The sequence below is a fragment of the Pseudomonas sp. NFX71 genome (assembly GCF_048079215.1).
Taxonomy (GTDB): Bacteria; Pseudomonadota; Gammaproteobacteria; order Pseudomonadales; family Pseudomonadaceae; genus Aquipseudomonas; species Aquipseudomonas fluorescens_B.
Map to the genome: position 1 here is coordinate 4,980,446 of NZ_CP182230.1, position 21,887 is coordinate 5,002,332.

Here is a 21,887-nt window from a genome sequence, read left to right on the forward strand (position 1 = left end):
TTGATCTGCTCAACGCATTGACCCTGAATCCGGCGCTTGACCACTTGTCGTCGGCTAAGGGGCTAAACCCTGGTTTTTGACCACATAGACTTTGTAGGTTGGCCGACCCTGGCTATCACGCTCGATTTCCACGCCATGATTGTCATGCTCGTAACCCGGGAAGTGGCCATCGAACAGTTCCATCGCCAACAGGTAGTCAACGATGGCCTTTTTATCGGCGCCGGCTTTTTCTCCGGGCATCATCAATGGAATGCCCGGCGGATAAGGAACGATCTGCACGGCCACGGTGCGGTCGATCATGTCTCGCACGGCGATTTGCTCTATGTCGCCTTTCACCAGCCTGGCGTAGGTGGCCCGAGGCGAAGCGACCGGGTCCGGCAGCAAGGTGTAGGCCGCATCCATGTTGCGTAGCATCTGCGAGCTGATCATGTCCTGGTGCATGGCTTCGGCGAGGTCCTTGAGCCCCATGCCGCTATAGCGCTCGGCATGGTTGTCGACCAGATCGGGCAGGACTTGCTCCAGCGGTGAATTGCACTCGTAATGTTTCTTGAATTCCATCAGGCCGGCGATCAGAGAGCCCCATTTGCCTTTGGTCACGCCGAGGCTGAACAGCACGAGAATGGAATACGGCTCAGTCTTCTCAACCACGATGCCGCGACTGGAGAGGAAGGACGACACCAGCGGCGCGGGGATGCCACTGTCCTCCATTTGACCGTCGAGCCTCTGGCCAGGCGTCAGCACCGTGACCTTGATCGGGTCCAGCATGCAGTAGTCGGCGCCCAAGTCACCGAAGCCATGCCAGCTGGCCGCCGGTTTGAGCACCCAGGCATCGCCATGGCGTAAAACTTCAGGGTCGAGTTCGGCAAAAGGTACCCCGTTGACTTCATCGGGTTGCCAGACCCCAAACCACCAATCCTTGCCATCGCGCGCACGAATTTCATTGCTCAGGCGAGCCATGGCCTGGCGAAAGGCAATGGCCTCGTCGATGGACTCATCAGTAAGGTAGCCCCCCGCGTCATCCATCATTTTCGACGAAACATCGATCGAGGCGATGATGCTGTACTGCGGTGACGTGGAGGTGTGCATCATGAAGGCTTCGTTGAACAGAACCGGCTTGACCTCAACCTTGCCCGAGCGGACATGGATCATCGAGGCTTGTGAAAGCGCAGCCAGTAACTTGTGGGTGGAGTGGGTAACGGTGACGGTGGCGTCGTCGGGATGGCGTTCGCCACGGTGCATGCCATAGCGGCCTTCGTAGAGCGGGTTGAAGCGCGCATAGGCAAACCAGGCTTCGTCATAGTGGATGCGGTCGACGCTCTGGCTCAGCTCGCGGGTGGTGGTCTGCACGTTGTAGCAAAGGCCATCGTAGGTCGAGTTCGTCAGCACCGCGAGTACCGGGCGGGCCTGCTTATTGGTCGCCAACGGGCTGTCAGCGAGTTTGCCGGCAACGGCAGCCGGCGTCAGTTCCGAAAGGGGCACCGGCCCGATCAGGCCCCGCGCGTTGCGCCTTGGGCGTAAGTACAACGGCACCGCACCCGACATATTCAACGCATAGTTCAACGACTTGTGGCAGTTGCGATCGACCAACACGGCATCGCCGTCGGTCACCGCTGAATGCAGGACGATCTGATTGCTCGCCGAACTGCCGCCGACCGAAAAAAAGGTGAAGTCGGCACCGAACACCCGAGCCGCGAATTTTTCCGCGTCATTCACCGGGCCCGAGTGGTCATTCAACGAACCCAATTCGCCGACGGAAACACTGAGGTCGGAGCGCAGCATCTGCTCGCCATAGAAATCGAGGAACGTGCGCCCGACAGCGGTCTTCATAAATGCCGTGCCGCCGGTATGGCCAGGGGTGTGCCAGGAATACTCGTAGGTGTCGGCAAAGTTGACCAGTGCACCGAAGAACGGCGGCAGGATGGTATCCAGATAGCGGCGGGCGGCTGCTTCTATGCGCCCGGCAATGAATTCGGCGCTGTCTTCGGGCTGCCAGATAAACCCGTCAATGCGCTCGACGAATGCCAATGGGACTCGGCTCTGATGAGCATGGCTCATGCCGAGCATGATTGGTAGCTGGGCCGTTCGCCGGCGCATCAGCCGGATAAGTTGCAGGGCCTGATCAGGCGCTTCCTCACACAGGCCCCATCCAATGAGCGCGCAGCAGTAGGTCGAGTTGGCTTTGATGGCGATTTCGGCATCATCAAGGGACCGCACCCATTTAACTTCCACGTCATGCTCATGCAGCGCGCTGGCGATGGACTGGACACTGCGCACCAGGATGTTGTCGTCGCTTTCCGGGGCATTGGCCACGATCAACACGGGATAGCGCTGCGCCAGATCGGGCGGTAACTGTGTTTGTGAGCGACTCATGGGAGTTTCCTTTAGCGCGTGGCGGGAGATACCTCAGTTTTTGAGGCGTCATTGACCTTCAACAAAGCGCCTCGCAGTTGCTGCGCAGGCCAGCAACTCGTCAATGGAAAACACGGCACCAGCAACCTCTGGAAGTGCTAAAGCAATCACGAACCGAGTTGCTCACGGCAATCTTCAAGTCGTTCACAACATCACCTCCCGGGTGACGCACAGGCACCTGATTTTTAGGGCGGTAAACAGGCCGGTCACTTAAAAAAAACGGAATTCAAATAACTGGCAATGTTGGGTATAGACCCTCTGGATCAGTCGGTATTTTTTTTCTCCGGTGCCCTGATAACCCTTGTGTATCAAGCGTGAGAAAGAGTCTTTACCGAGTCAGATACCGCCTGCTGATCGAGCGGCTGACTATTGGAAGCCAATGTTGGCGACAGAGAATTATTCCCAATCGCTCCCAGGGAATGAGGTGCGTTAATTCTCGAACTCAATCGCTCAACAAATGATTCAGCTTCAGCAAGGCTATGGAAATTAGCCGCCCACTGATTCATGCGAACCCACCAGAGATTCTGTACAGGATCTTTTTCGATATAAATGTTCATTTACGGCGCTCGGCGATACAGGGTTTCAATCATCCTGACCTGTGCAGAGTCATCCTTTGTACTCTAAGCAAGATGACCGTAGTCATTCATGCTGTTGATCTTGCTGACTGTTAGCCTGTACTCGAATAGCCGGCAAACTGTTGATAAAGATCAATCCTTGCAACCTGTTTCCCAATCGCCCAATGCCGCGTGTCGGATTCCTGCGCTTATATCGCGTCAATTGCAGAGTGGCGCGCGGCAATCTGATCATGGTTTTTTTTCGCTGACGGTTGCCGTCAACTTGTCCGCTTCGGTCACCCAGCCGCCACCTGTTGCCTTGTAAACATCGACCATGGCGGTGAACACCGAAGCCCGGGTGCGGGTGTAATTCAACTCGGCATCGAACAAGCTGCGTTCAGCATCCAGAACTTCAATGTAGCTGGTGTACCCATTGTCATAGCGCAGTCGCGCAAACCTGGTGTAAGTACGCAACGCCTCGACCTGACCGGCCTGGGAAGCCATTTGCTCCCGGGATTTGCTCGCCGCGACCAACGCGTTTTCAACATCCCGGAAGGCAGATTGGATCGACTGTTGGTAGACCAGCAAGGTTTGTTGTTGAAAGGCCTCGGTCTGTTTGACCTGACCGGCGATGCCGCCAGCGGTGAAAATGGGCATGCTTGCGGCGACGCCATAGGACCAGGTGGCGGCCGGCCCGGTGAACAAATTCGAGAGTTGATTACTGACTGAGCCCAACAGCCCGGTGAGGGATATCGTCGGGAAGTACAACGCCTTGGCGGCACCGATTTGGGCATTGGCGGAGATCAGGTTCAGTTCGGCCTGACGTAGATCGGGGCGCCGCTCCAGCAGGTCCGAAGGCAACCCGGCGGGGACCGATGGCAGCGTCAGTTGCGTCAGATCACGGCCTCTGATGATCGGTCCTGGATTGCGCCCAAGCAGCACCGCCAAATTGTTTTCCTGTTGCGCCACCTGGGACTCGAATTGCGATACAGAAGCTTGGGTGCGCTGGAACTCGGAGAGGTTTTGCGCCAGTTCCATTTCGGAAATGGTGCCGGCGCCAAAGCGCAGCTTGAAAATGTCGTAGGAGTCGCCACGGGCCTTGGCGGTGGTGCGGGCGATTTCCAGTTGCCGGTCAAGATCGCGTAGCGCGATGTAGCTGGATGCCACCGACGATACCAGGCTCAGAATGACCGTGCGCCGGCCTTCCTCTGAGGCCAGCAAGTCAGCACGCGCCGACTCATTGAGCCGCCGTAAACGACCCCAGACGTCCAATTCCCAGCTCACATTGAGGATGGCCTGGTAGTTTTTGTAAATCGGATCGACACTGGATTCCAATGGTACCGGACCGTTGTCGCGCGGCGCTCTGGAGCGACTGCCTTGCGCCCCGGCGCCGATTTGCGGATACATCTGCGAGCGCACCACGCCGTAACGCCCCTGGAACTCCTCGACCCGGGCGGCGGCAATCTTGATGTCCTTATTCTCGGCCAGCGCGCTGCGGATCAAGTCGTTCAGCACCGGATCCTTGAACTGTTCCCACCACAGGCTGTTGGACAGATTGTTGGCCTCCTTGTCCGCATACCGATAGGCCGCCGGGGCGTCGGTGCCAGGGCGCTGGTAATCCGGGCCGAGCATACAGCCCGTCAGGGCCAGACAGATCAACAATGGGAGATGGCGTGTGTGCATCTCAATCCCCCTCATATTTGTGCAGGGGGGCGCCGCCGGGAATCTCACCGGGCGACGATAGCGCAGGCGGCGGGGATGTCTGTTTGACCGCACCTTTCTTCTCAGTCATGCGTTCAACGAGGTAGTAGAAGAGGGGGATAAAGAAGATGGCGATGACGGTCGCCGCCAGCATCCCGCCGATCACACCGGTACCGATGGAGTGTCGGCTGTTCTCGGATGCCCCGACGGCAATGGCCAGCGGAACGCAACCCAAAATGAACGCCAGGGACGTCATCACGATTGGCCGCAAACGCTCCCGGGCGGCCGTCATTGCCGCATCATAGGCAGACATGCCGTTTTCCCGGTTCAGTACCGCAAACTCGAAAATGAGGATGGCGTTCTTGGCGGCCAGGGCTACCAGCATGGTCAAGCCGATCTGGAAGTAGACGTCATTGCTTAACCCGCGGATCAGAACGGCAAGCAGTGCACCGAACAATGCAAAGGGCACCGCCAGCAACACACCGACGGGCAGGGACCATTTCTCGTACTGAGCCGCCAGGATCAGGAACACCATGATCAGGCCGAAGATGAAGACCTGAGAGGAGGCACCGCCGCTTTTTTTCTCCTCGAAGGCTTCGCCACTCAAGGCCAGGGCGTAGTCGTTGGTCATGATCTCAGCGCTGATTTCTTCCAGGGCCTTGAGCGCTTGGCCGGAACTGTAGCCCGGTGCCGCGTTGGCGGTGAGTTTGACCGCCGGGAAGTTATTGAAACGGGTCAGCAGATCGGGACCGGTGACGTAGCGGGTGGTCAGCAGGGCTTTGAGCGGCACCATCCCGAGGGTTTTGCTGCGCACATAAATTTGCTGCAAGTCTTCGGCCTTGAGTCGATAGCTCGGTTCGGCCTGCAGAATCACCTGCCACAGGCGGCTGAATTTGTTGAATTGAGACACATAGAGAGAGCCGAACATGGTTTGCATGGTGCTGTAGACGTCTTCCACCGGCACCCCCAGCGTCTCTGCCTTTTCCCGGTCTACGTCGACCAGCAATTGCCGGGAAAACACGTTGAAGGTGGAGGTGATGGCGCCGAGTTCCGGGCGCTGCCTGGCTTTTGCGACAAGGTTGCCGACCATTTCGGCCAGTTGCTCGACGCCGGCATCTCCCTTGCTTTGCACCCATACCTCCATGCCGCCTGTGGTGCCCAGTCCGGGAATCGACGGCGGATTGACCGGAAGAATGATCCCGCCCTGTACCGTGGAAAAAGCGCGAGCGGCTTTCTGAATCACCGCCGGGGCACTTTGCTCCTTGATCGTTTCCGAGTCCTTGTAGCGCTCCTCGAAATCCTTGAAACCGACGAAGAAGGCGCCGGCATTGTTCTTGTTCTGGCCGTCGAGCAGGCTGTAGCCGTTAACGATGGCGACGCCCTCGACGGCCTCATCGTTCATGAAGAAGTCACTGGCGATTTTGCCCACCTCGCCAGTGCGATCCAGGCTGGCGGCGTCGGGCATGATCACGGCCCCCAGCAGATAACCCTGGTCTTCCGGTGGCAGGAAGGCACTGGGAATGCGCTGCGCCATCAGCAGAATCAGAACGATCATGCCGGCAAAGAGTAACAACGCCAGGACAAAGCGCTTGATCATAAACGCCACCGAGCGCGAGTAGCCTTCGGTCATGCGTTCGAAGCTGCGCTCGAACCAGCGGAAAAAAGCGTTCTTTTCGCCGTGTTGGGGCTTGAGCAGCAGGGCCGCCAGGGCCGGCGAAAGTGTCAAGGCCACAAGGCCGGAGATCACCACGGAAATGGCGATGGTGATCGCGAACTGTTTGTAGAGTTGGCCAGTGATACCTCCCATGAATGCCACCGGGACGAACACCGCGCACAGCACCAGCACGATAGCGACCACGGGGCCGGCCACTTCATCCATGGCGCGTTTCGCCGCGTCCTTGGGGTTCATCTTGTGCACGTGCATATTGCGTTCGACGTTTTCAATCACCACGATGGCGTCGTCTACCACGATGCCGATGGCCAGTACCATGCCAAACAGCGTCAGCATGTTCACCGAAAACCCGAGGGCCGACATGCCGATAAAGGTGCCCACAATGGACACCGGCACGGCGAGCACCGGGATCAGCGTGGCGCGCAAGCTCTGCAGAAAGATGAAAACCACCACGACCACCAACACCAGCGCTTCGAAAAAGGTGTTTATCACTTCGGAAATCGACGCGCGGGTAAACGCAGTGGTGTCCATCACGATTTTGTATTCGATCCCTTCGGGAAAGGTCGTCTTCATTTGCGCCAGGGTTGACGTCACGGCTGCCGAGACGTCGAGTGCGTTTGCCCCCGGTTGTTGATACACCGCAATCAATGTGGCGGGACGCCCCTGATAGGTGCTGCGCAAGGAGTAGTCTTTTTGCCCCAGCTCGGCTCGACCGATGTCCTTCAGACGAACAATGGCCGCTCCGTCGTTGCTGGCGCGCAAGATGATGTTCTCGAACTCCGCAGGTTCAGTCAGGCGGCCCTTGGTGGTCACGGCAAAGGACTGTTCCACGGCCTGGCCCGTCGGGGATTGACCAACGCGGCCTACGGCGAATTGCTGGTTCTGGTTGGTGACCGCTTTCTGTACGTCGGCGGCAGTAATTCCCAACTGAGCCATTCGGTCGGGTTTGAGCCAGATCCGCATGGCGTAGTCCGGCGTGCCAAAGATACTGGCCTGGTTGGCGCCCGGAATACGCTTGATCGCATCCAGAATGTAGAGGTTGGCGTAGTTGGCGACATAGGTGCTGTCATAGCGGTCGCCGGCAGAATACACGGCAAGAACCATCATGAACGCCGAGGATTTCTTCTGCACCTGGATACCCTGGCTCTGAACCGCCGAAGGCAATTGCGGCAGGGCCAGGTTGACCCGGTTTTGCACGTCGACTTGGGCAAGAGAAGGGTCGGTGCCAATCTCGAAGAAGACGTTGAGGGTCATGTTGCCCGTCGCGGAGCTCGACGAGTTCATGTAGATCATGTTGTCGGCGCCATTGACCTGCTGCTCGATGGGCGCTGCCACATTATTGGCCACGACCTGTGCATCGGCGCCCGGGTAGGTCGCTGAAACCGTAATTTGCGGTGGCGTAATATCCGGATACTGGGCGACCGGCAAATTTACCATCGCCACTGCGCCAGCCAAGGTGATGATGATCGAGATCACTGAAGCGAAGATGGGGCGATCAATGCAGTAGTGTGAAATGCTCATGGGCTACGCCCACTGTCTTTCGCCGATTTGGCCGCTGTCGGTTTCGCTGTTGTCTCGCCTGCCTGCGTGGTGGGAGGAGGGGAGATGATATTCAGCGGCCCTCCGGGCGTCACTCGGATCGCACCGTCGACCACTATGCGTTCACCCGCTTGCAAGCCTTGAGTGATGAACCAGTCATCGCCATGCCAGTCACCCACTTCGACAACGCGTTGCTCTGGCTTGCCCTCAGCATTGATCACCCAGACGAAGTGGCTCTTGGCCCCCTCCAGAACTGCCTTCTGCGGCACCACAATGGCGTTCGGCCTGGAAGCTCCGATTGCCCGCGCCCGTACGAATTGGCCGGGACGCAGTTGACCGTTCGGGTTGGCCACCACGGCGCGGACCAGAAAGGTGCCCGTGTCCTGGCTATAAGAGGGCGCGGCAAAATTCAGGCGACCACGGTCAGGTACCACTGAGCCGTCGGCCAGCACCACTTCTACGATAAAATCACTGCGCAGCGGGAATAGGAGGTGGCCGTTAGCAATCTCGTCGCGGAACTTGAGTGTCTCGTTTTCCGAAAGACTGAAGTTGACGTAGATTGGGTCCATCTGTGAGACGGTGGTCAGCAGCCCGGACTCACCTGGTGTGACGTAACTGCCTTCCTGCTTTTTGGCAAAGCTTGAAAGACCGGTGAGGGGAGAGGCGATGGTGGTGTAACTGAGGTTCAATTGCTCGGTTCGAACCGTACCCTCGGCGGCAAGCACGGCGGCCCGGGTCTGACGTTCATCGCCGACGGCATTGTCCAGATCCATCTTGCTGACCGCATTCTGTGCCGCCAGGGGACGGACACGGGCCAATGTGGCCTTGGCCACTTCCCAGCGTGCCTGTTGTTGAGCCAATTGACCCTGCGCCGACAGCAACGAGGCTTCAAAAGGTTTACGGTCCATCTGGAACAGCGTTTGCCCGCTTTTCACCAAATCGCCTTCGGTGTACAGCCGCTTTTCCAGGAAGCCGGCAACCCGGGCGCGGATCTCTACCTCGCGGGAACTCTGTGTTTGGGCAACGAATTCGAACGTCACCGGGGTGTCGCGCGTGGTAACCGTCATGACCGTGACATCGGGTGCCTGGCGGGCCAGGGTAGCGGGCTCTTTGCCGCAACCGGCAACCAGGCTCAAGACCCCTGCCATAATGGCGATGGGCAAGCCAACAAGCCGTCTGACAGCCTTCATGTTCTCGCCCATACCCTGCTCCGTGTGATGGCTACTTGAACAGAAGCGTAGCCAATCATCCCAACGCTAGCACCCGTAGAAGGTGGCATTTCTGACAAAAATCAATGATCGCGATTCGCCAACCGTGAGACCCATGGATTGGCACTCAAGCCATGTAGTAGAACACTGAGTAAAACGGTACAGGCCGCAACGGCCACCAAGGTACGGCTGGCTTGCAGAGGGTAGTCCAGGATCATTATGGCGAAGACGATACTTGCCAAGCCTCGCGGGCCGAACCATCCGATGAACAGGCGGGTTTCGAAATCGAAGCCGGTGCCTGCCAGGCTGATGAGCACAGGCAGTATGCGAATCACGGTGAGACTGAGCACTGCATACAGCCAGATGTTCCAGGTGAAACTGCTCCAGGCCCAAGGGATCACCAGTGCGCCGAATACGACCCAGGTTATGACTGACAGCAGACTGGCGAACTCTTCGCTGGCCTTGAGCAACTGATGCTTCTGCTCTGTAAATAAATAGCTGGCGAGCAACCCTCCGACGAACGAAGCGATAAACCCGCTGCCGCCTGATGCTTGCGCTGTGGCAAAGCAAAGAATGGCTAACCCGGGCAGGGTCAATTGTGACCACATGGGTGTTTGCCAACGGTGTTTTCCAGAGTAACGCTGCAACAGCCAGGCGCCAAACGTAAGGGCGACACCCGTGATTGCACCGATGCCCAGTTCCTCGATAACCAACTCCAACGCCAGCGAGAGGGGAGATTGAGTCTGCTCTTCGACCAACAGGGCCAGGAACATCAGTAGCACCGGAACGCAGATGCCATCATTCAACCCGCTCTCCACGTTTAAACCTTCACGCACAGACGCAGGGACCTTGGGGTTGCTCACAACAGCCTTGCCCAGCGCAGCATCGGTTGGCGCCAGAAGAGTTGCCAGTATTGCCAGTTCAACCAGGGGGATCTGCGGGAACAGCCAGATACCGACCAGCCAACCGCTTAGCATGGTCAGTGGCAGTCCTATCATTAACAAGCGCAGCGGCAATCCTTCATGCGCTCTTAGAACTTTGAGGTCGGCGTTGGCTGCATCGCTGAAGAGAACAATCGCCAATGTCAGTTCCGCCAGGATTTTGAGGCCGTCCTTGTTAATCCGGGGCTCGAGAATACCCAAATACGCCGGACCGAGAATCAGGCCGGCGAGCATGAACATGAGAGGTCCATTGAGCAGGCGTGACTCGAAACGCCCAGCAAATATGCTGTAGATCAGAAGGAAAGCGGCGAGCAGGGCTAAGTTCTGATACATGGTGACTTGCCTGTCCAGGTTGATGCGGCAGCAATGGCAGCATTGCGATGCTGACGCGGTGTCTAAAGCGCAGAAAGACAGATCATTTCAGATGTTCGGGCTTGACCGAGTCTCCCGATTTCATTCCTGGCTGGACCCTGACATCTTCGAAAATCACCGTTCATAGAACCGGCTCCAATGCAACCCGTGCACCTGGCCGTAGTTTTCCGGGAGCTTCAGACATGAGTGACTCGAATGCAGGAGAAGAGGTAAAGCAGGTTGAGTTCACTGGTTGTTGTGTCATCTGATTTAAATCAATCTATGACCAGATTCCATTCCTGAACTATTACCAACATCGTGTCTGCCTGGATCTTTAGGCGATACCCGTCGCCATTACCCAGGAACTCCTGACAAAGAATCAGGCCTGCAGGATGATTGAACGGGTCATGAAACAGGCTTAACTCGAAAGCCCTGAAAGGGGGCGGCTCGTCACACCGCCCAAGAAAGTCTGGCGACAGAGCACATTGATCTATGCGCTTGAGTGCCCGACGCGATGGTTATCGGTTAAATCGCTCGACCAACGAGTACTGACTGTTAGCGGTCTGGGTTAATTCCTTGCTCAGCTCTGCCGAATGCCTGGCTTGTTCCGATGTCTGATCCGCCAAATTGGCAATGGTCGTGATATTGCGGCTGATTTCCTCGGCCACGGCGGTTTGTTCCTCGGTCGCAGCGGCGATCTGGGTGGTCATATCCGTGATGTTCGCGACGGCCTCACTGATACCGACTAATGCCTTATCGGCCTCAAGCACCCACGCCACGCCTTCTTCGGCCTGGCGTTGACCGCTTTCCATGGTTTTCACCGCGTTGTTGGACGAGACCTGCAGCTTGGAAATCAGCCCATGGATTTGCGTCGTGGACTCCGTCGTGCGCTGCGCCAACTGGCGCACTTCATCGGCGACCACCGCAAAGCCTCGGCCCATGTCGCCGGCTCGCGCGGCTTCGATGGCGGCGTTCAGCGCCAGCAGGTTGGTCTGGTCGGCAATGCCCTTGATGACATCGACCACTGTGCCGATGTCATTGCTGTCCTTGGCCAGTTGCGCGACTGTCAGCCCGGTTTCACCCACCACCACCGAGAGGCGCTGAATGGCTTCGCGGGTGTCCCGGGCCACGTCGCGTCCGCGTCCGGTCAACACATTGGCTTCCTGGGTAGCGTCGGCGGTGCGCTGGACGTGGCTGGCGACTTCCTGTGTGGTGGCCGCCATCTGATTGACCGCTGCCGACACCTGCTCGGTCTCGACCCGTTGGCGGTCAAGCCCACGGGAACTGTCGGCGGCGAGGCCGTCGGATCGGCCGGCCAGGCCGGTCAGTTGCTCTGCCGTATCCTGCAGCCGGGTGAGGCACGTCTTGAGCCGGGAGGCCTGACTGACAAACGCCGTTTCAAGGCGTGCCTGGGGGCCACGTTCGTCGCTGTACATTTTGGCCAGCAACGCGTCGCAGGTTGAGGCTTCAGCCATTTCCAGCAGTTGCAGCGCGCCGCGGTTTTGGCGACTCGACACCCACAGCCCGAGCGGCACCGATACGCCGACAGCCAGCATGATCGCCTCTGACATGCCGAGGAACACGCCGCCCAATGCACCCACCAGGCCCATGGTCAACACCGGCAGCCAGGCGAGCAGGGCGGGTTGCCATTGATCACTGGCCGGGACGGCCGACTTACCCAGGCTGATGCGTTTATAGAGGGTTTCGGCGCGACGGATCTGCTCGGCCGTCGGCTTGACCCTGACCGACTCGTAGCCCACAACCTCACGCCCCTCGAAAATCGGCGTGACGTAGGCGTTCACCCAGTAGTGGTCGCCGTTTTTTGAGCGGTTCTTGACGATGCCCATCCACGGCTTGCCAAGCTTGAGCGCGCCCCACATATGGGCAAAGACGGCCGAAGGAACGTCGGGGTGACGAACGATGTTTTGAGGCGCGCCGATCAGGTCGGATTTGTTGAAACCGCTGATTTCGACGAAGGCGTCATTGCAGTACGTGATGACGCCCCGCGCATCTGTTGCCGAGATGAGTTTTTGTTGAGACCCAAGGGTGACCTCGCGCTGTGTAACTGGTTGGTTGTTTCTCATCTGTATTGCTCCTATGCCCTAACGTAGGGGCATCGGCTGCAATATGAGAAAGGTTAATGAGTCATTCCAAAAGGGGCGGTCATACGTCCGAAAAGGAAAGTGTGGATCTTTGAAGTGACAGCACGGCTCGGAGTTAACTTCCCGGCAGGACATCGAAACGGCCCCTCGACGAAGGTGCCATTGCAGCACGTGATGATGCCTCGCTCATCCATTGGTATCTCCGCAGCAAAACGGTCGCGACAGCATCTGAGTGACCGCCAGTGCTGCGGGGCTGCCGATGCGGGGAAAAATACGTCCCGCGGGGTGAAATTCATCGCGTTCCGATGCCGTTGGGCTTGAACTCCGGGCAGTTCAGCCGTGATTTCCTAGAGGTGATAGCGCGATTGCACAAGTCGCGTGATCTGTTCCAGCGCATTCTTGGGGGCCAGGGTCCTGTCTGTTTCAATAAGGTGTGTCTTGTTGGCAAGCACATCGTCCCGGATCACCTTGCGGAACCAATTGGAAAAATCCCCGGCATCCATGTGTTCGCGAAGGGTGAGGTCCGCAAGTTGCGATGACGAGGACAAAAACTCCGTCAGGTTCGAGGCACTTTGGCCAAGCGTAGGAAAGTGGAATGAATGCCATGCGCCGACATCCCCGGCGACGTACTTGCCGCTGTGCCGATGGTGCTTTTGATTGGGCTGCACCTGATCGAGCAGGAACACCTCATCGCCTTCGCGAAGTTTCCAGATACAGGCATGTTCGAGGCCTGGCAAACGTTCTGGAAACTCGGGGCTGCTGCGCTGCATGCGTTTGGCGAACTGTTCGGCCAGTTCCCTGGCCGTACTGCCGAGTGTCACCAGCACGTCTACCCCCTCAAGCAGGGCCGGGCAGACTTGATCGAAGTCGGGGGCGACGATGATTGCACCGATGTTTCCGAGAAAACCGGGCGGCCAATCGGCACAGTGGGGGAGCATGTAATGAGCTTCGTCCACGATCAACCAGTAGGGCCGACCCGAAGCACTGCGAAGATGCTGGATAAAGGGCAGTAGTTCGCCAAACAGTTGCACACGTGCTGCCAGATCCAGAGCAAGGGCGCTCACCACCACATTGAGCTGCGCCTGTAAAAGGTGATGGACCGACTCCTCTGTCGTCGGTGGGGCGGTCAGGCCACCCACCGTTACCGCATCGTCCAGGGTCAGATAATCCCCCTCGGGATCAATGATGCAAAATCCCTGGTGAGCCTCGACCATCCGTTCTGTCAGCCAGGTGATGTAGCTGGATTTGCCAGAACCCGAATTTCCAACGACCAGCATCACCGATTCTGGAGGAAGCCATACCTCCCGAGCATTGGTGGTCCGGCCCAGCTGGATCCCGGTGCGCTCGACGGGAACCAGCCTGGCGTCTTTTTCCAGCAGCAAGCCCACCAATTCACAGACCCCTCGACCATGATCTTGGCTGAGGCACAGGTCAGCGCTGGACTTTATAGACTCGATGGCATTGCTCACAGCGGCGGCGCAGCCACAGATCGATAGAAAGGAGTGGTCGTTTTCTGCATCGCCTACGCCCACCACGTTCAGCTCGCAAATGCCGAGTCTTCGCAAGGCGGCACTCAGGCCCGATGCCTTGTTCACACACGAGGGCAAGACCATGATCGCATCCTTGTTGAAGGTCATCTGCAGTTCAAGGCCAAGCTCGCGAATGCTGTTGCTCACCGTGTTCTCGAACGGGTGCCATGTGGCGATGACCGACCGGCCGATCGACAACGGCGCGACGCCGTGGTCGCGCAGGCGGCTAACCAACTCCGTCGAAGCCGGATCTGCGATGAGCTCCTCGGTGTCTGTGAGCGGGTCGTACAAGAGCGCGCCGTTTTCTGCGACCACCATGTCAAACAGTTCCAGGTGTGGAAAATGATGCTTGAGCGCTTGCAGTTCCCGGCCTGTAATCAGCAATAACTTGCGACCGCTGTTTTTAAGGGTTGTGAGCGAGGCACAGACCTCTGGTGGAACGCTACCGTTTTCGGCAATGGTTCCGTCAAAGTCCACCGCTAGGGCTAAAAAGTGCATGCTCGCTCCTTTGCTGGCCTGGTTGGGTGGGGCCTCGTCCAGCCTGAATTTGATGAGGGCAACGTGGCAGGCAGAGGAGGGTAAAAGCGGTTTTCATCATCGTGCTCGTGGGAAAGCGGGTGTGCTTGACTTGAATCAAACAAAACCACCACTGCCGGACCAGAATCCAGTTGTCTGCTGAACAGCTCAGGGGTATGGCATGCCCGTTAAACCGCCCATCCCGGATTTCACTCCCCCGCCAGTTGTTGAAGGCCAGCATTACAATCGCACTGCACTGTGGGGGGCGTGGCTGCTGGGTGCGGCGATCTGTGCGATGGTCGTTGGCGTCGCGCTGCATTTCACTGATCTCGAATCGTTCACGCAATTGCTGATGGAGGCAGAGCCGCTGTGGCTCGTGGGAGCCCTTGGGCTGCAAGCGCTCACATATCTGGCACAGGGACAGGTTTTTCGCGTGGTGCTCAAAGCAAGAGCGCAACACCTTTCGCTTTGGGACGCGGGCAAACTCAGCGTGATGAAGCTGTTTGTCGATCAAGCACTGCCGTCCTCCGGCATCAGTGGGGCCTTCGCGGTCGTCGCATCCTTCGCAAGACTCGGGTTCGAAAAGCCGGTTGTCCTGGCGTGTCTGGTGCTGGATTTGTCCGGGTACTTCCTGGCCTATGGATTGTCAGTCGGCGTGGCGTTGCCGGTGGTGATGTTTCAGGGACATGCAACTGCCGCCGTCATGACCCTGTGTTCAGTATTTGTGGCGGCAAGCCTGATGTTGGCGGTCATCACGCCAAAACTGGCGGGCTATACGAACCTGGCGTCCCATGTGCCGGGACAGCGTTTTTCGATTGTCGCCAAAGGCGTTTCGTTTCTCACCGGGGCTGATCGGCAGTTAGTACGCAGCCGCACCTTGCTCTGGCGCATCACGCTGCTGAAGTTGGCGATTATCATGCTGGACAGCGCGACATTGTGGGTGCTGGTCCGCGCACTGGGTGTTTCGGCGCCGCCATTGGGGCTGTTTGCCGGTTTCATGCTCGCCAGCGTATTGCGCAGTATCGGCATTGTGCCGGGAGGCCTGGGGGCTTTTGAAGCCGCGGCCGTCGTGACGTTGCACTGGGTCGGGGTGAACATTGCGGTGGCGCTGTCCGCCACGTTGCTGTTTCGCGGCCTGACGTTCTGGTTACCGATGTTGCCAGGCCTTTGGCTGGCGCATCGCGAATGGCATCCGCCGGCAAAAAAAAACGCGGAGTACGCTGATGCCGATTATTGGAGCCTTGCGGTCAGCCAGTTGCTCGGCACGTTGCACAGCGCCGAAACAGGGTTAAGCAGTGCACAAGCCAAATCCCGAATGCGCAGTGCACGAACGCAGGCCAAGGATCGGCCTCAGGGATTGGCCAGGTTGGTGCTTGAGCAAATGCGCACGCCGCTGGTTCTGATTCTGGTTGCGGGCGCATTGGTCGCTTTGGCGGTAGGAGACTGGCTTGATGCAGCGATCGTCTGGTGCATTGTCCTGATCAGCGCGGTACTCAGTGCCTGGTATGAAAATCGCGCCAGCACGGCAGTGGAACAGTTACGCAACAAAATCGCTTTGCGGGCAACGGTACGCCGGGACGGCCGGATCGTTGAGGTGGCCGCCGCAGAAGTGGTGCCCGGTGACGTCATGCTGCTCAGCGCGGGCAGCCTCATCGCCGCTGACGGCCGCCTGCTGCAGGCCCTCGATTGCTTTGTCAGTGAAAGCCTGCTGACCGGCGAAACCTTTCCGGTGGAGAAACTGCCCGGGGAATGCGCAGCCGACGCTGCCCTGGGACAGCGCCATAACTGCGTGTTCATGGGCACCTCGGTGCGCAGCGGCACGGCCGAAGTGCTCGTCACGCGCTATGCCGATGAAAGCGAAATCGGCCACATCGCCCGGACCTTGTCGCTACGGCCTCCCGAAACCGAATTTGAGCGCGGTTTGAGGCATTTCGGTGGCTTGCTGCTGCGGGTGATGCTGGTGATCACGATCGTGGTGTTCGGCATCAATATTCTGCTGCACCGTCCGACCCTCGATACCCTGTTGTTCGCCATTGCATTGTCCATCGGGATGTCACCCGAATTACTGCCCGCGATCCTCAGTATCACGCTGGCAAAAGGTGCTCAGCGCATGGCGGCCAAAGGGGTCATCGTTCGGCACCTCAACGCCATCGAGAACCTGGGCGCGATGGACATTCTGTGCACTGACAAGACGGGCACGCTGACCCGGGGTGTCGTGGTGCTGGACGGTGCAATGGACGTCGATGGCACCGCCGACTCGCAGATACTGCAGTTGGCGGTGCTCAATGCGAGCTTGCAGACCGGTATGCGCAACGCGATGGACGACGCCATTACCCTGGCGGGCAAAAGCCTGAGCCCTTGTCCGCAGGTCATCAAGCGCGATGAAGTCCCGTATGACTTTGTGCGCAAGCGCCTGAGCGTGGTGGTGGGCAATGCGCCTGAGGCCGACACGCTGATGGTCACCAAAGGGGCGCTGGATAATGTGCTGGAGGTCTGCACTCAACTGCGCCGAGGCGACCAGGTATTCGCACTCAATGACACGGAGCGAGCGGCAATTGTCCAGCGTTTCGCAGACTGGAGCGAGCAGGGGTTTCGAGTCCTGGGCCTTGCCAGTCGCGTGCTGCCGGATCAACCGCACTATGGCCGCAGTGAAGAAAGGGACATGATCTTTCGTGGTTTTCTGTTGTTCTTCGATCCACCGGAACCCGGGGTCAAGGACACTATCGCCACTCTCGACAAGCTCGGGGTGCAAGTGAAAATCATCAGCGGCGACAGCCATCTGGTCGCGCGCCATGTAGGCCTGGCGGTGGGCCTGCCTGTGGAGCGAATCATCACCGGCGCCGAACTCTCGGCGATGAAAGACGAAGCGCTGATGCACCTGGCCCCACTGACGACCCTGTTCGCCGAGGTCGACCCCAACCAGAAAGAGCGCATCATCCGGGCGTTGCAGAAGACCGGGCATGTGGTCGGGTACATGGGGGATGGCATCAACGATGCCCCGGCCCTGCAAGTGGCCGATATCGGGATCTCGGTAGACAACGCCGCCGACGTGGCAAAGCAGGCGGCAGACTTCGTGTTGCTGGAGCACAATTTGGACGTCTTGCGCGAAGGCATCGAAGAGGGCCGGCATACCTTTGCCAACACCCTCAAATACATTTCAATCGTGTCCAGTGCCAACTTCGGCAATATGATCAGCATGGCCCTGGCTTCTCTGGCGTTACCCTTCCTGCCACTGTTGGCCAAGCAAATATTGCTCAACAATCTATTGTCTGACATTCCTTCCATGGGCATTGCCAACGACAACGTTGATCGCGAATGGGAAAGCACCCCTCATCGCTGGAATATCACCGAAATCCGCAACTTCATGGTGGTTTTCGGGCTGGTGAGCTCGCTGTTCGACATGCTGACGTTCGTAGCCCTTTACCTGCTCGCAGAGAGGGTTCCCGAAGTGTTCCGCAGCGGTTGGTTCGTTGAGTCACTGTTGACTCAACTGCTGACGATCTTCATCGTGCGGACGTACAGACCGTTTTACCAAAGCCGCCCGGCGAAACTGCTGATGATCAGTGCGTTGTGCATCGGCCTGCTCGCAATCGGGCTACCGTACAGTCCGGTAGCCCCTTGGTTCGGCTTGGTGCCTTTGCCATTCCACATCATCGCTGTGGTGTTGACAATCAGCGTGGTGTACCTGGTTTCAGCTGAATGTGTGAAGCGCATTTTCTACCGTCGTCAGCGCTCAAAACGTCATCACACATCCCATCGTCGTCATGCTTGAGCCAGGTGTTTGCCGACCTTTTCGTCACGATGGGGAAGGCATGGGCTCACGGGCTCGTTCCACTGCGCCCGGCTTTATTCGTCACGTCTCCACTTGACGCTCAGGCCATACTCATCATCGCCATACTGGTAATCAGCGTTCCCTTTGTACGCGGCTTCCAGAGCATGGCCCAGGCGATTCGCGAGATGGATGCCGGTCGTGGTCACGATCAGGTCATCCCCAGAATCGGCCAGGTTGATGATGCGTTCGAGGGCATGATCGACCTTTTCCTTTTTTTCAGTGTTTTCGATCAGGTGGATGATTTCATTTCGATGCTTGAGCAAGAAGCTGCCCGATAGCGTAACCGTACCCGCTGGCATGTTGTCATCGATGCGTCGGCACGCCGGGCAGGTCACTGCTTGCGCCCCAGGAATGATCGTGTTTTCGGGGTGTTTCCAGGTCCAGTTACCGGCTTGATAGACCGCGTCGCATTGCGTGCAGATGGCTGAACCTTCAACCCGCGGCAACTTGTAGGGATCGTGGGTGGATGTTTTGAACAGCTTGCTTTTCTGACTTTGCTGAAACTTGTCCATGGTTTCCTCCTCGCACATGAGATGGAAAAACTCCATCTATAACCGTGACTGAAAAACCGTTCCTTCCTCTTCAGCCCGCTGAACACACCTTGGTTTTCACACCTCCATTTGGTCCCGGTTTCTTGCTGCGCGAATTGATCTTTGTCAATTCAGGGGCGGCAGCTGACAGCCGGTCACCTTTGAAACACAGGGAGGGTTCGATGGCGTTGGGATTTTGTTGATAAAAGTCAACGTCACACGAGCCAGTTCATAGACGCTGCAAAAACGCACTTGTTGTAAAACCGGCCGGGAGAGCATCCTGATGGCTCACACTAAAATCATGTTTCGTGCTGCAGCTCGCGAGAAAATCCTGAGTGGCGCCACACAGTTGGCGGACGCCGTACGGGTGACGCTGGGCCCGAAATCAAAATCGGTACTGATCCAGAATAAATGGGGCAATCCCACGGTCTGCAATGATGGCGTGACGATCGCCAAACGCATTGATCTGCTCGACCCCGAGGAAAACCTGGGCGCGCAAATGCTGCGTCAGGCGGCCGAACGCACAGGCGATGCGGTCGGGGACGGGACCAGTACGTCAACGGTGCTCGCCCATGCAATCCTGGCCGATGGCATCCGCAACGTCGTCGCGGGTGCCAGTGCGATCGACCTCAAGCGTGGCCTGGATCGCGGACTGTTGTTGGTCGTCGAATCCCTCGCCGCTCAATCGCGACCGGTCAGCACGCTCAAGGAAAAGGCCCAGGTCGCCACGCTGTCGGCGCATAACGATGCCGTCATCGGTCAGTTGGTGGCAGACGCCCTGGAAAAGGTCGGCGTTGAAGGCGTCGTCAGTGTCGAGGAGTCCAAGACCACCGAAACAGTGGTCGAGGTCATGGAAGGAATGCGGTTTGACCGAGGCTTTGTTTCACCCTATTTCGTCACTGATGCCGAGAAGATGCAGGTCGAACTCGATGACGCCTGCCTGCTGCTCTGTGACCATAAGATCGGTGCACTCAAAGACTTGCTGCCCTTGCTTGAGCTCGTGGCCAAAAGCGGGCAACCACTGGTTTTGATCGCTGACGATATTGAAGGTGAGGCGTTGACCACGCTGGTCGTCAACCAGATACGGGGCGTTCTGCGAGCGGTGGCGATCAAGGCTCCTGGCTTTGGTGATCGGCGCAAGGAAATGCTGCAGGACATGGCCGTTCTGACGGGGGCAACGGTGGTTTCCAACGAACTGGGTGTCACCCTGGAACAGGTGGAGCTGAACCAGTTGGGACGTGCACATCGAGTCGTGGTGCAAAAAGACAGCACGGCGCTGATAGGGGGCGCCGGCACACGCGAGGCCATCGAGGCACGTTTGCAGCAGATTCGAACGCAAATAGACAGTACCACCAGCGATTACGACCGTGAAAAGCTTCAGGAACGACTGGCGAGGCTGTCTGGCGGTGTTGCGGTGATCCGGGTCGGGGCGCCTTCCGAAGCCGAAATGAAGGCGCGCAAGGATGCGCTGGATGATGCCATCTCAGCGACCCGGGCGGCGATCGCCGAAGGCATTGTGCCGGGAGGTGGTCTTGCGTTGCTCAAGGCCGTCCCGATTCTCGCGGCCGAAGAGGCCCGTTATGAAGGCGATGCCAGGACCGGCTTGCAGATTCTTCGCCGGGCGCTGGAAGCTCCGGCCAGACTCATCGCTGAGAATTCAGCAGTGGATGCCGGCGTCGTGATTGCGCGCATGCTCGCCGAACCTGGGAACATTGGCTTCGATGCGTCCGCCAATTGCTATGTCGACATGTACGAAGCCGGCATCATCGACCCGACCAAGGTGGTGCGTATTGCCCTCGAAAATGCCGTTTCAGTCGCCAGTATCTTGCTGCTGACCGAGGCGACCATGACTGATATTCCGGAAAAGGAATCACCTGCCCAGCCGTCTTTCCCTGAATGAAAATCCCGTAGCGGACAAAGCTCATGTGCAGGAGGCTGCCTTGGTCATCGTCAGGTGATTGAGGATCGGGTTTTCGCCGTGCAAATAACTCAGTGCCTGGTGCATCAATTGGACAGCTTGTTCTTTTTTTTCGTATCGCTTGGCCGGATCGGCATGACGTAGCGCAGCCCCCGCGAGGGAGAAGGAGCGCGTGGCAGCCCGCAAAGAAAGGAAAAACGCCAAGGGTTTGCAGTCTTCCTGCGCATCACTGTGGTTGAGGTAGCTGGACAACAGCCGTGCTCCCAGCCTGTTCAGGCCATGGTGTTGCAGGTCCATCAGCACAAAAGCCAGGTCGTAGAGCACATCGATGCAGGCAAGCCGCTCACTGAACTCGATACCATCGAAGAGTGTGGGCTGGCCGTCGAGCAGGCAGATATTGGCCAAGCGCATATCACCATGGCAGCGTCGAACGCGGCCCTCACGGCGGCGACCTTCGAGGCAGCCGGTCAACGACTCCAGCTGGGTCCGGGAGGTGTGAGCAATCGCGGTGACTGTCGCGAAATCGAGGAGAGGCGAGTAGCGAGACATTTCCCGATGATTTTTCTCGATTTCTTCATACAGGTCCAAAATGCGACCGAAAGAAGGGGTGATTTGTGCGCTGGCATGAAAGCGGGCGATCTCCGCCCCCAACTGTTCCAGCATCGGTTCAGTCAGGCGTCCTTCAACGGCCATGCGGTCAAACAGCCGATCCTGAGCGAAACGACGCATCACCACGAGCCAGTCAACCACGGGTCCGCAACCATTGAGTGCCAGCTGGCCATTCGTCTGGCGATTGATCGGACACAGGCTCAAATACAGCGTCGGCGCTGTCCGTCGATTCAACAGTAGCTCTGCCTCACAGGCGTTTTTGCGGCTTTCCAGGCTTAAGAAATCCAGCTCGGCAAACGCCACGGCGCGTTTGAGTTTGTAGGCGCGGTCGGCGTGCAGAAAAATCACCGAACCATGGGTCTCGATACGCTCCACTGGCTGGTTTGACGTGCCGTAGCTGGACGGCCTGGAGAGAAAGGCAATGACCTCGTCTTGCAGGGTGTTCATTCTCGCCACCACGCCGTCTGCGGACTTTT

The 21,887-nt window shown here is 58.1% G+C and carries 12 protein-coding genes and 1 pseudogene; 2 read left to right on the forward strand and 11 right to left on the reverse strand.

Features of this window, described 5'->3' with window-relative positions:
- Positions 1 to 54 precede the first annotated feature (54 nt).
- From ACM1ZW_RS23320 to ACM1ZW_RS23360, 9 genes and pseudogenes are all read right to left on the reverse strand, one after another.
- Positions 55 to 2,370, reverse strand: a complete 2,316-nt coding sequence (locus ACM1ZW_RS23320; protein ID WP_416739443.1) for an Orn/Lys/Arg decarboxylase N-terminal domain-containing protein — start codon at positions 2,368 to 2,370, stop codon at positions 55 to 57.
- A 347-nt stretch (positions 2,371 to 2,717) separates the two neighbouring features.
- Entirely contained in the window at positions 2,718 to 2,966 is a 249-nt protein-coding gene (locus ACM1ZW_RS23325; protein WP_416739444.1) for a hypothetical protein, read from the reverse strand.
- A 246-nt stretch (positions 2,967 to 3,212) separates the two neighbouring features.
- Positions 3,213 to 4,646: an efflux transporter outer membrane subunit gene (locus ACM1ZW_RS23330; RefSeq protein WP_416739445.1), complete on the reverse strand. Its 1,434-nt coding sequence runs from the start codon at positions 4,644 to 4,646 to the stop codon at positions 3,213 to 3,215.
- Position 4,647: 1 nt separating this feature from the next.
- Complete coding sequence (locus ACM1ZW_RS23335; RefSeq protein ID WP_416739446.1) at positions 4,648 to 7,857, reverse strand: efflux RND transporter permease subunit; 3,210 nt, start codon at positions 7,855 to 7,857, stop codon at positions 4,648 to 4,650.
- Entirely contained in the window at positions 7,854 to 8,942 is a 1,089-nt protein-coding gene (locus tag ACM1ZW_RS23340) for an efflux RND transporter periplasmic adaptor subunit (RefSeq protein ID WP_414879864.1), read from the reverse strand. The genes ACM1ZW_RS23335 and ACM1ZW_RS23340 overlap by 4 nt, the downstream gene beginning before the upstream one ends.
- A 224-nt stretch (positions 8,943 to 9,166) precedes the next feature.
- Positions 9,167 to 10,357 carry a cation:proton antiporter gene (locus ACM1ZW_RS23345; RefSeq protein WP_017338504.1) on the reverse strand — a complete coding sequence of 397 codons (1,191 nt, stop codon included), beginning with the start codon at positions 10,355 to 10,357 and terminating at the stop codon, positions 9,167 to 9,169.
- Between the two features lie 536 nt (positions 10,358 to 10,893).
- The gene (locus ACM1ZW_RS23350; protein WP_416740834.1) at positions 10,894 to 11,985 is read right to left on the reverse strand and encodes a methyl-accepting chemotaxis protein; all 1,092 of its coding nucleotides are present in this window, start codon (positions 11,983 to 11,985) and stop codon (positions 10,894 to 10,896) included.
- Between the two features lie 207 nt (positions 11,986 to 12,192).
- Positions 12,193 to 12,459, reverse strand: a pseudogene (locus ACM1ZW_RS23355) (PAS domain-containing protein); the annotation flags it as partial.
- Positions 12,460 to 12,824: 365 nt separating this feature from the next.
- Positions 12,825 to 14,504 (reverse strand): HAD-IIB family hydrolase, encoded by a 1,680-nt coding sequence (locus ACM1ZW_RS23360; RefSeq protein ID WP_416739447.1) that lies wholly within the window; start codon positions 14,502 to 14,504, stop codon positions 12,825 to 12,827.
- A gap of 199 nt (positions 14,505 to 14,703) precedes the next feature.
- Here ACM1ZW_RS23360 and mgtA point away from each other — a divergent pair, with 199 nt between their 5' ends.
- Positions 14,704 to 18,294: a magnesium-translocating P-type ATPase gene (gene mgtA / locus ACM1ZW_RS23365; protein ID WP_416739448.1), complete on the forward strand. Its 3,591-nt coding sequence runs from the start codon at positions 14,704 to 14,706 to the stop codon at positions 18,292 to 18,294.
- Positions 18,295 to 18,368: 74 nt separating this feature from the next.
- Here the strand turns inward: mgtA and ACM1ZW_RS23370 are convergent, their stop codons facing one another.
- Positions 18,369 to 18,866 carry a BCAM0308 family protein gene (locus ACM1ZW_RS23370; RefSeq protein WP_031318860.1) on the reverse strand — a complete coding sequence of 166 codons (498 nt, stop codon included), beginning with the start codon at positions 18,864 to 18,866 and terminating at the stop codon, positions 18,369 to 18,371.
- A gap of 301 nt (positions 18,867 to 19,167) precedes the next feature.
- Between ACM1ZW_RS23370 and groL the strand changes: the two genes are divergently transcribed.
- Complete coding sequence (groL, locus tag ACM1ZW_RS23375; RefSeq protein ID WP_017338536.1) at positions 19,168 to 20,784, forward strand: chaperonin GroEL; 1,617 nt, start codon at positions 19,168 to 19,170, stop codon at positions 20,782 to 20,784.
- A 21-nt stretch (positions 20,785 to 20,805) separates the two neighbouring features.
- Here groL and ACM1ZW_RS23380 read toward each other — a convergent pair whose 3' ends face one another.
- Positions 20,806 to 21,858, reverse strand: coding sequence for a phosphotransferase (locus ACM1ZW_RS23380; RefSeq protein WP_416739449.1), 1,053 nt, complete (start codon positions 21,856 to 21,858; stop codon positions 20,806 to 20,808).
- Positions 21,859 to 21,887: the final 29 nt, after the last annotated feature.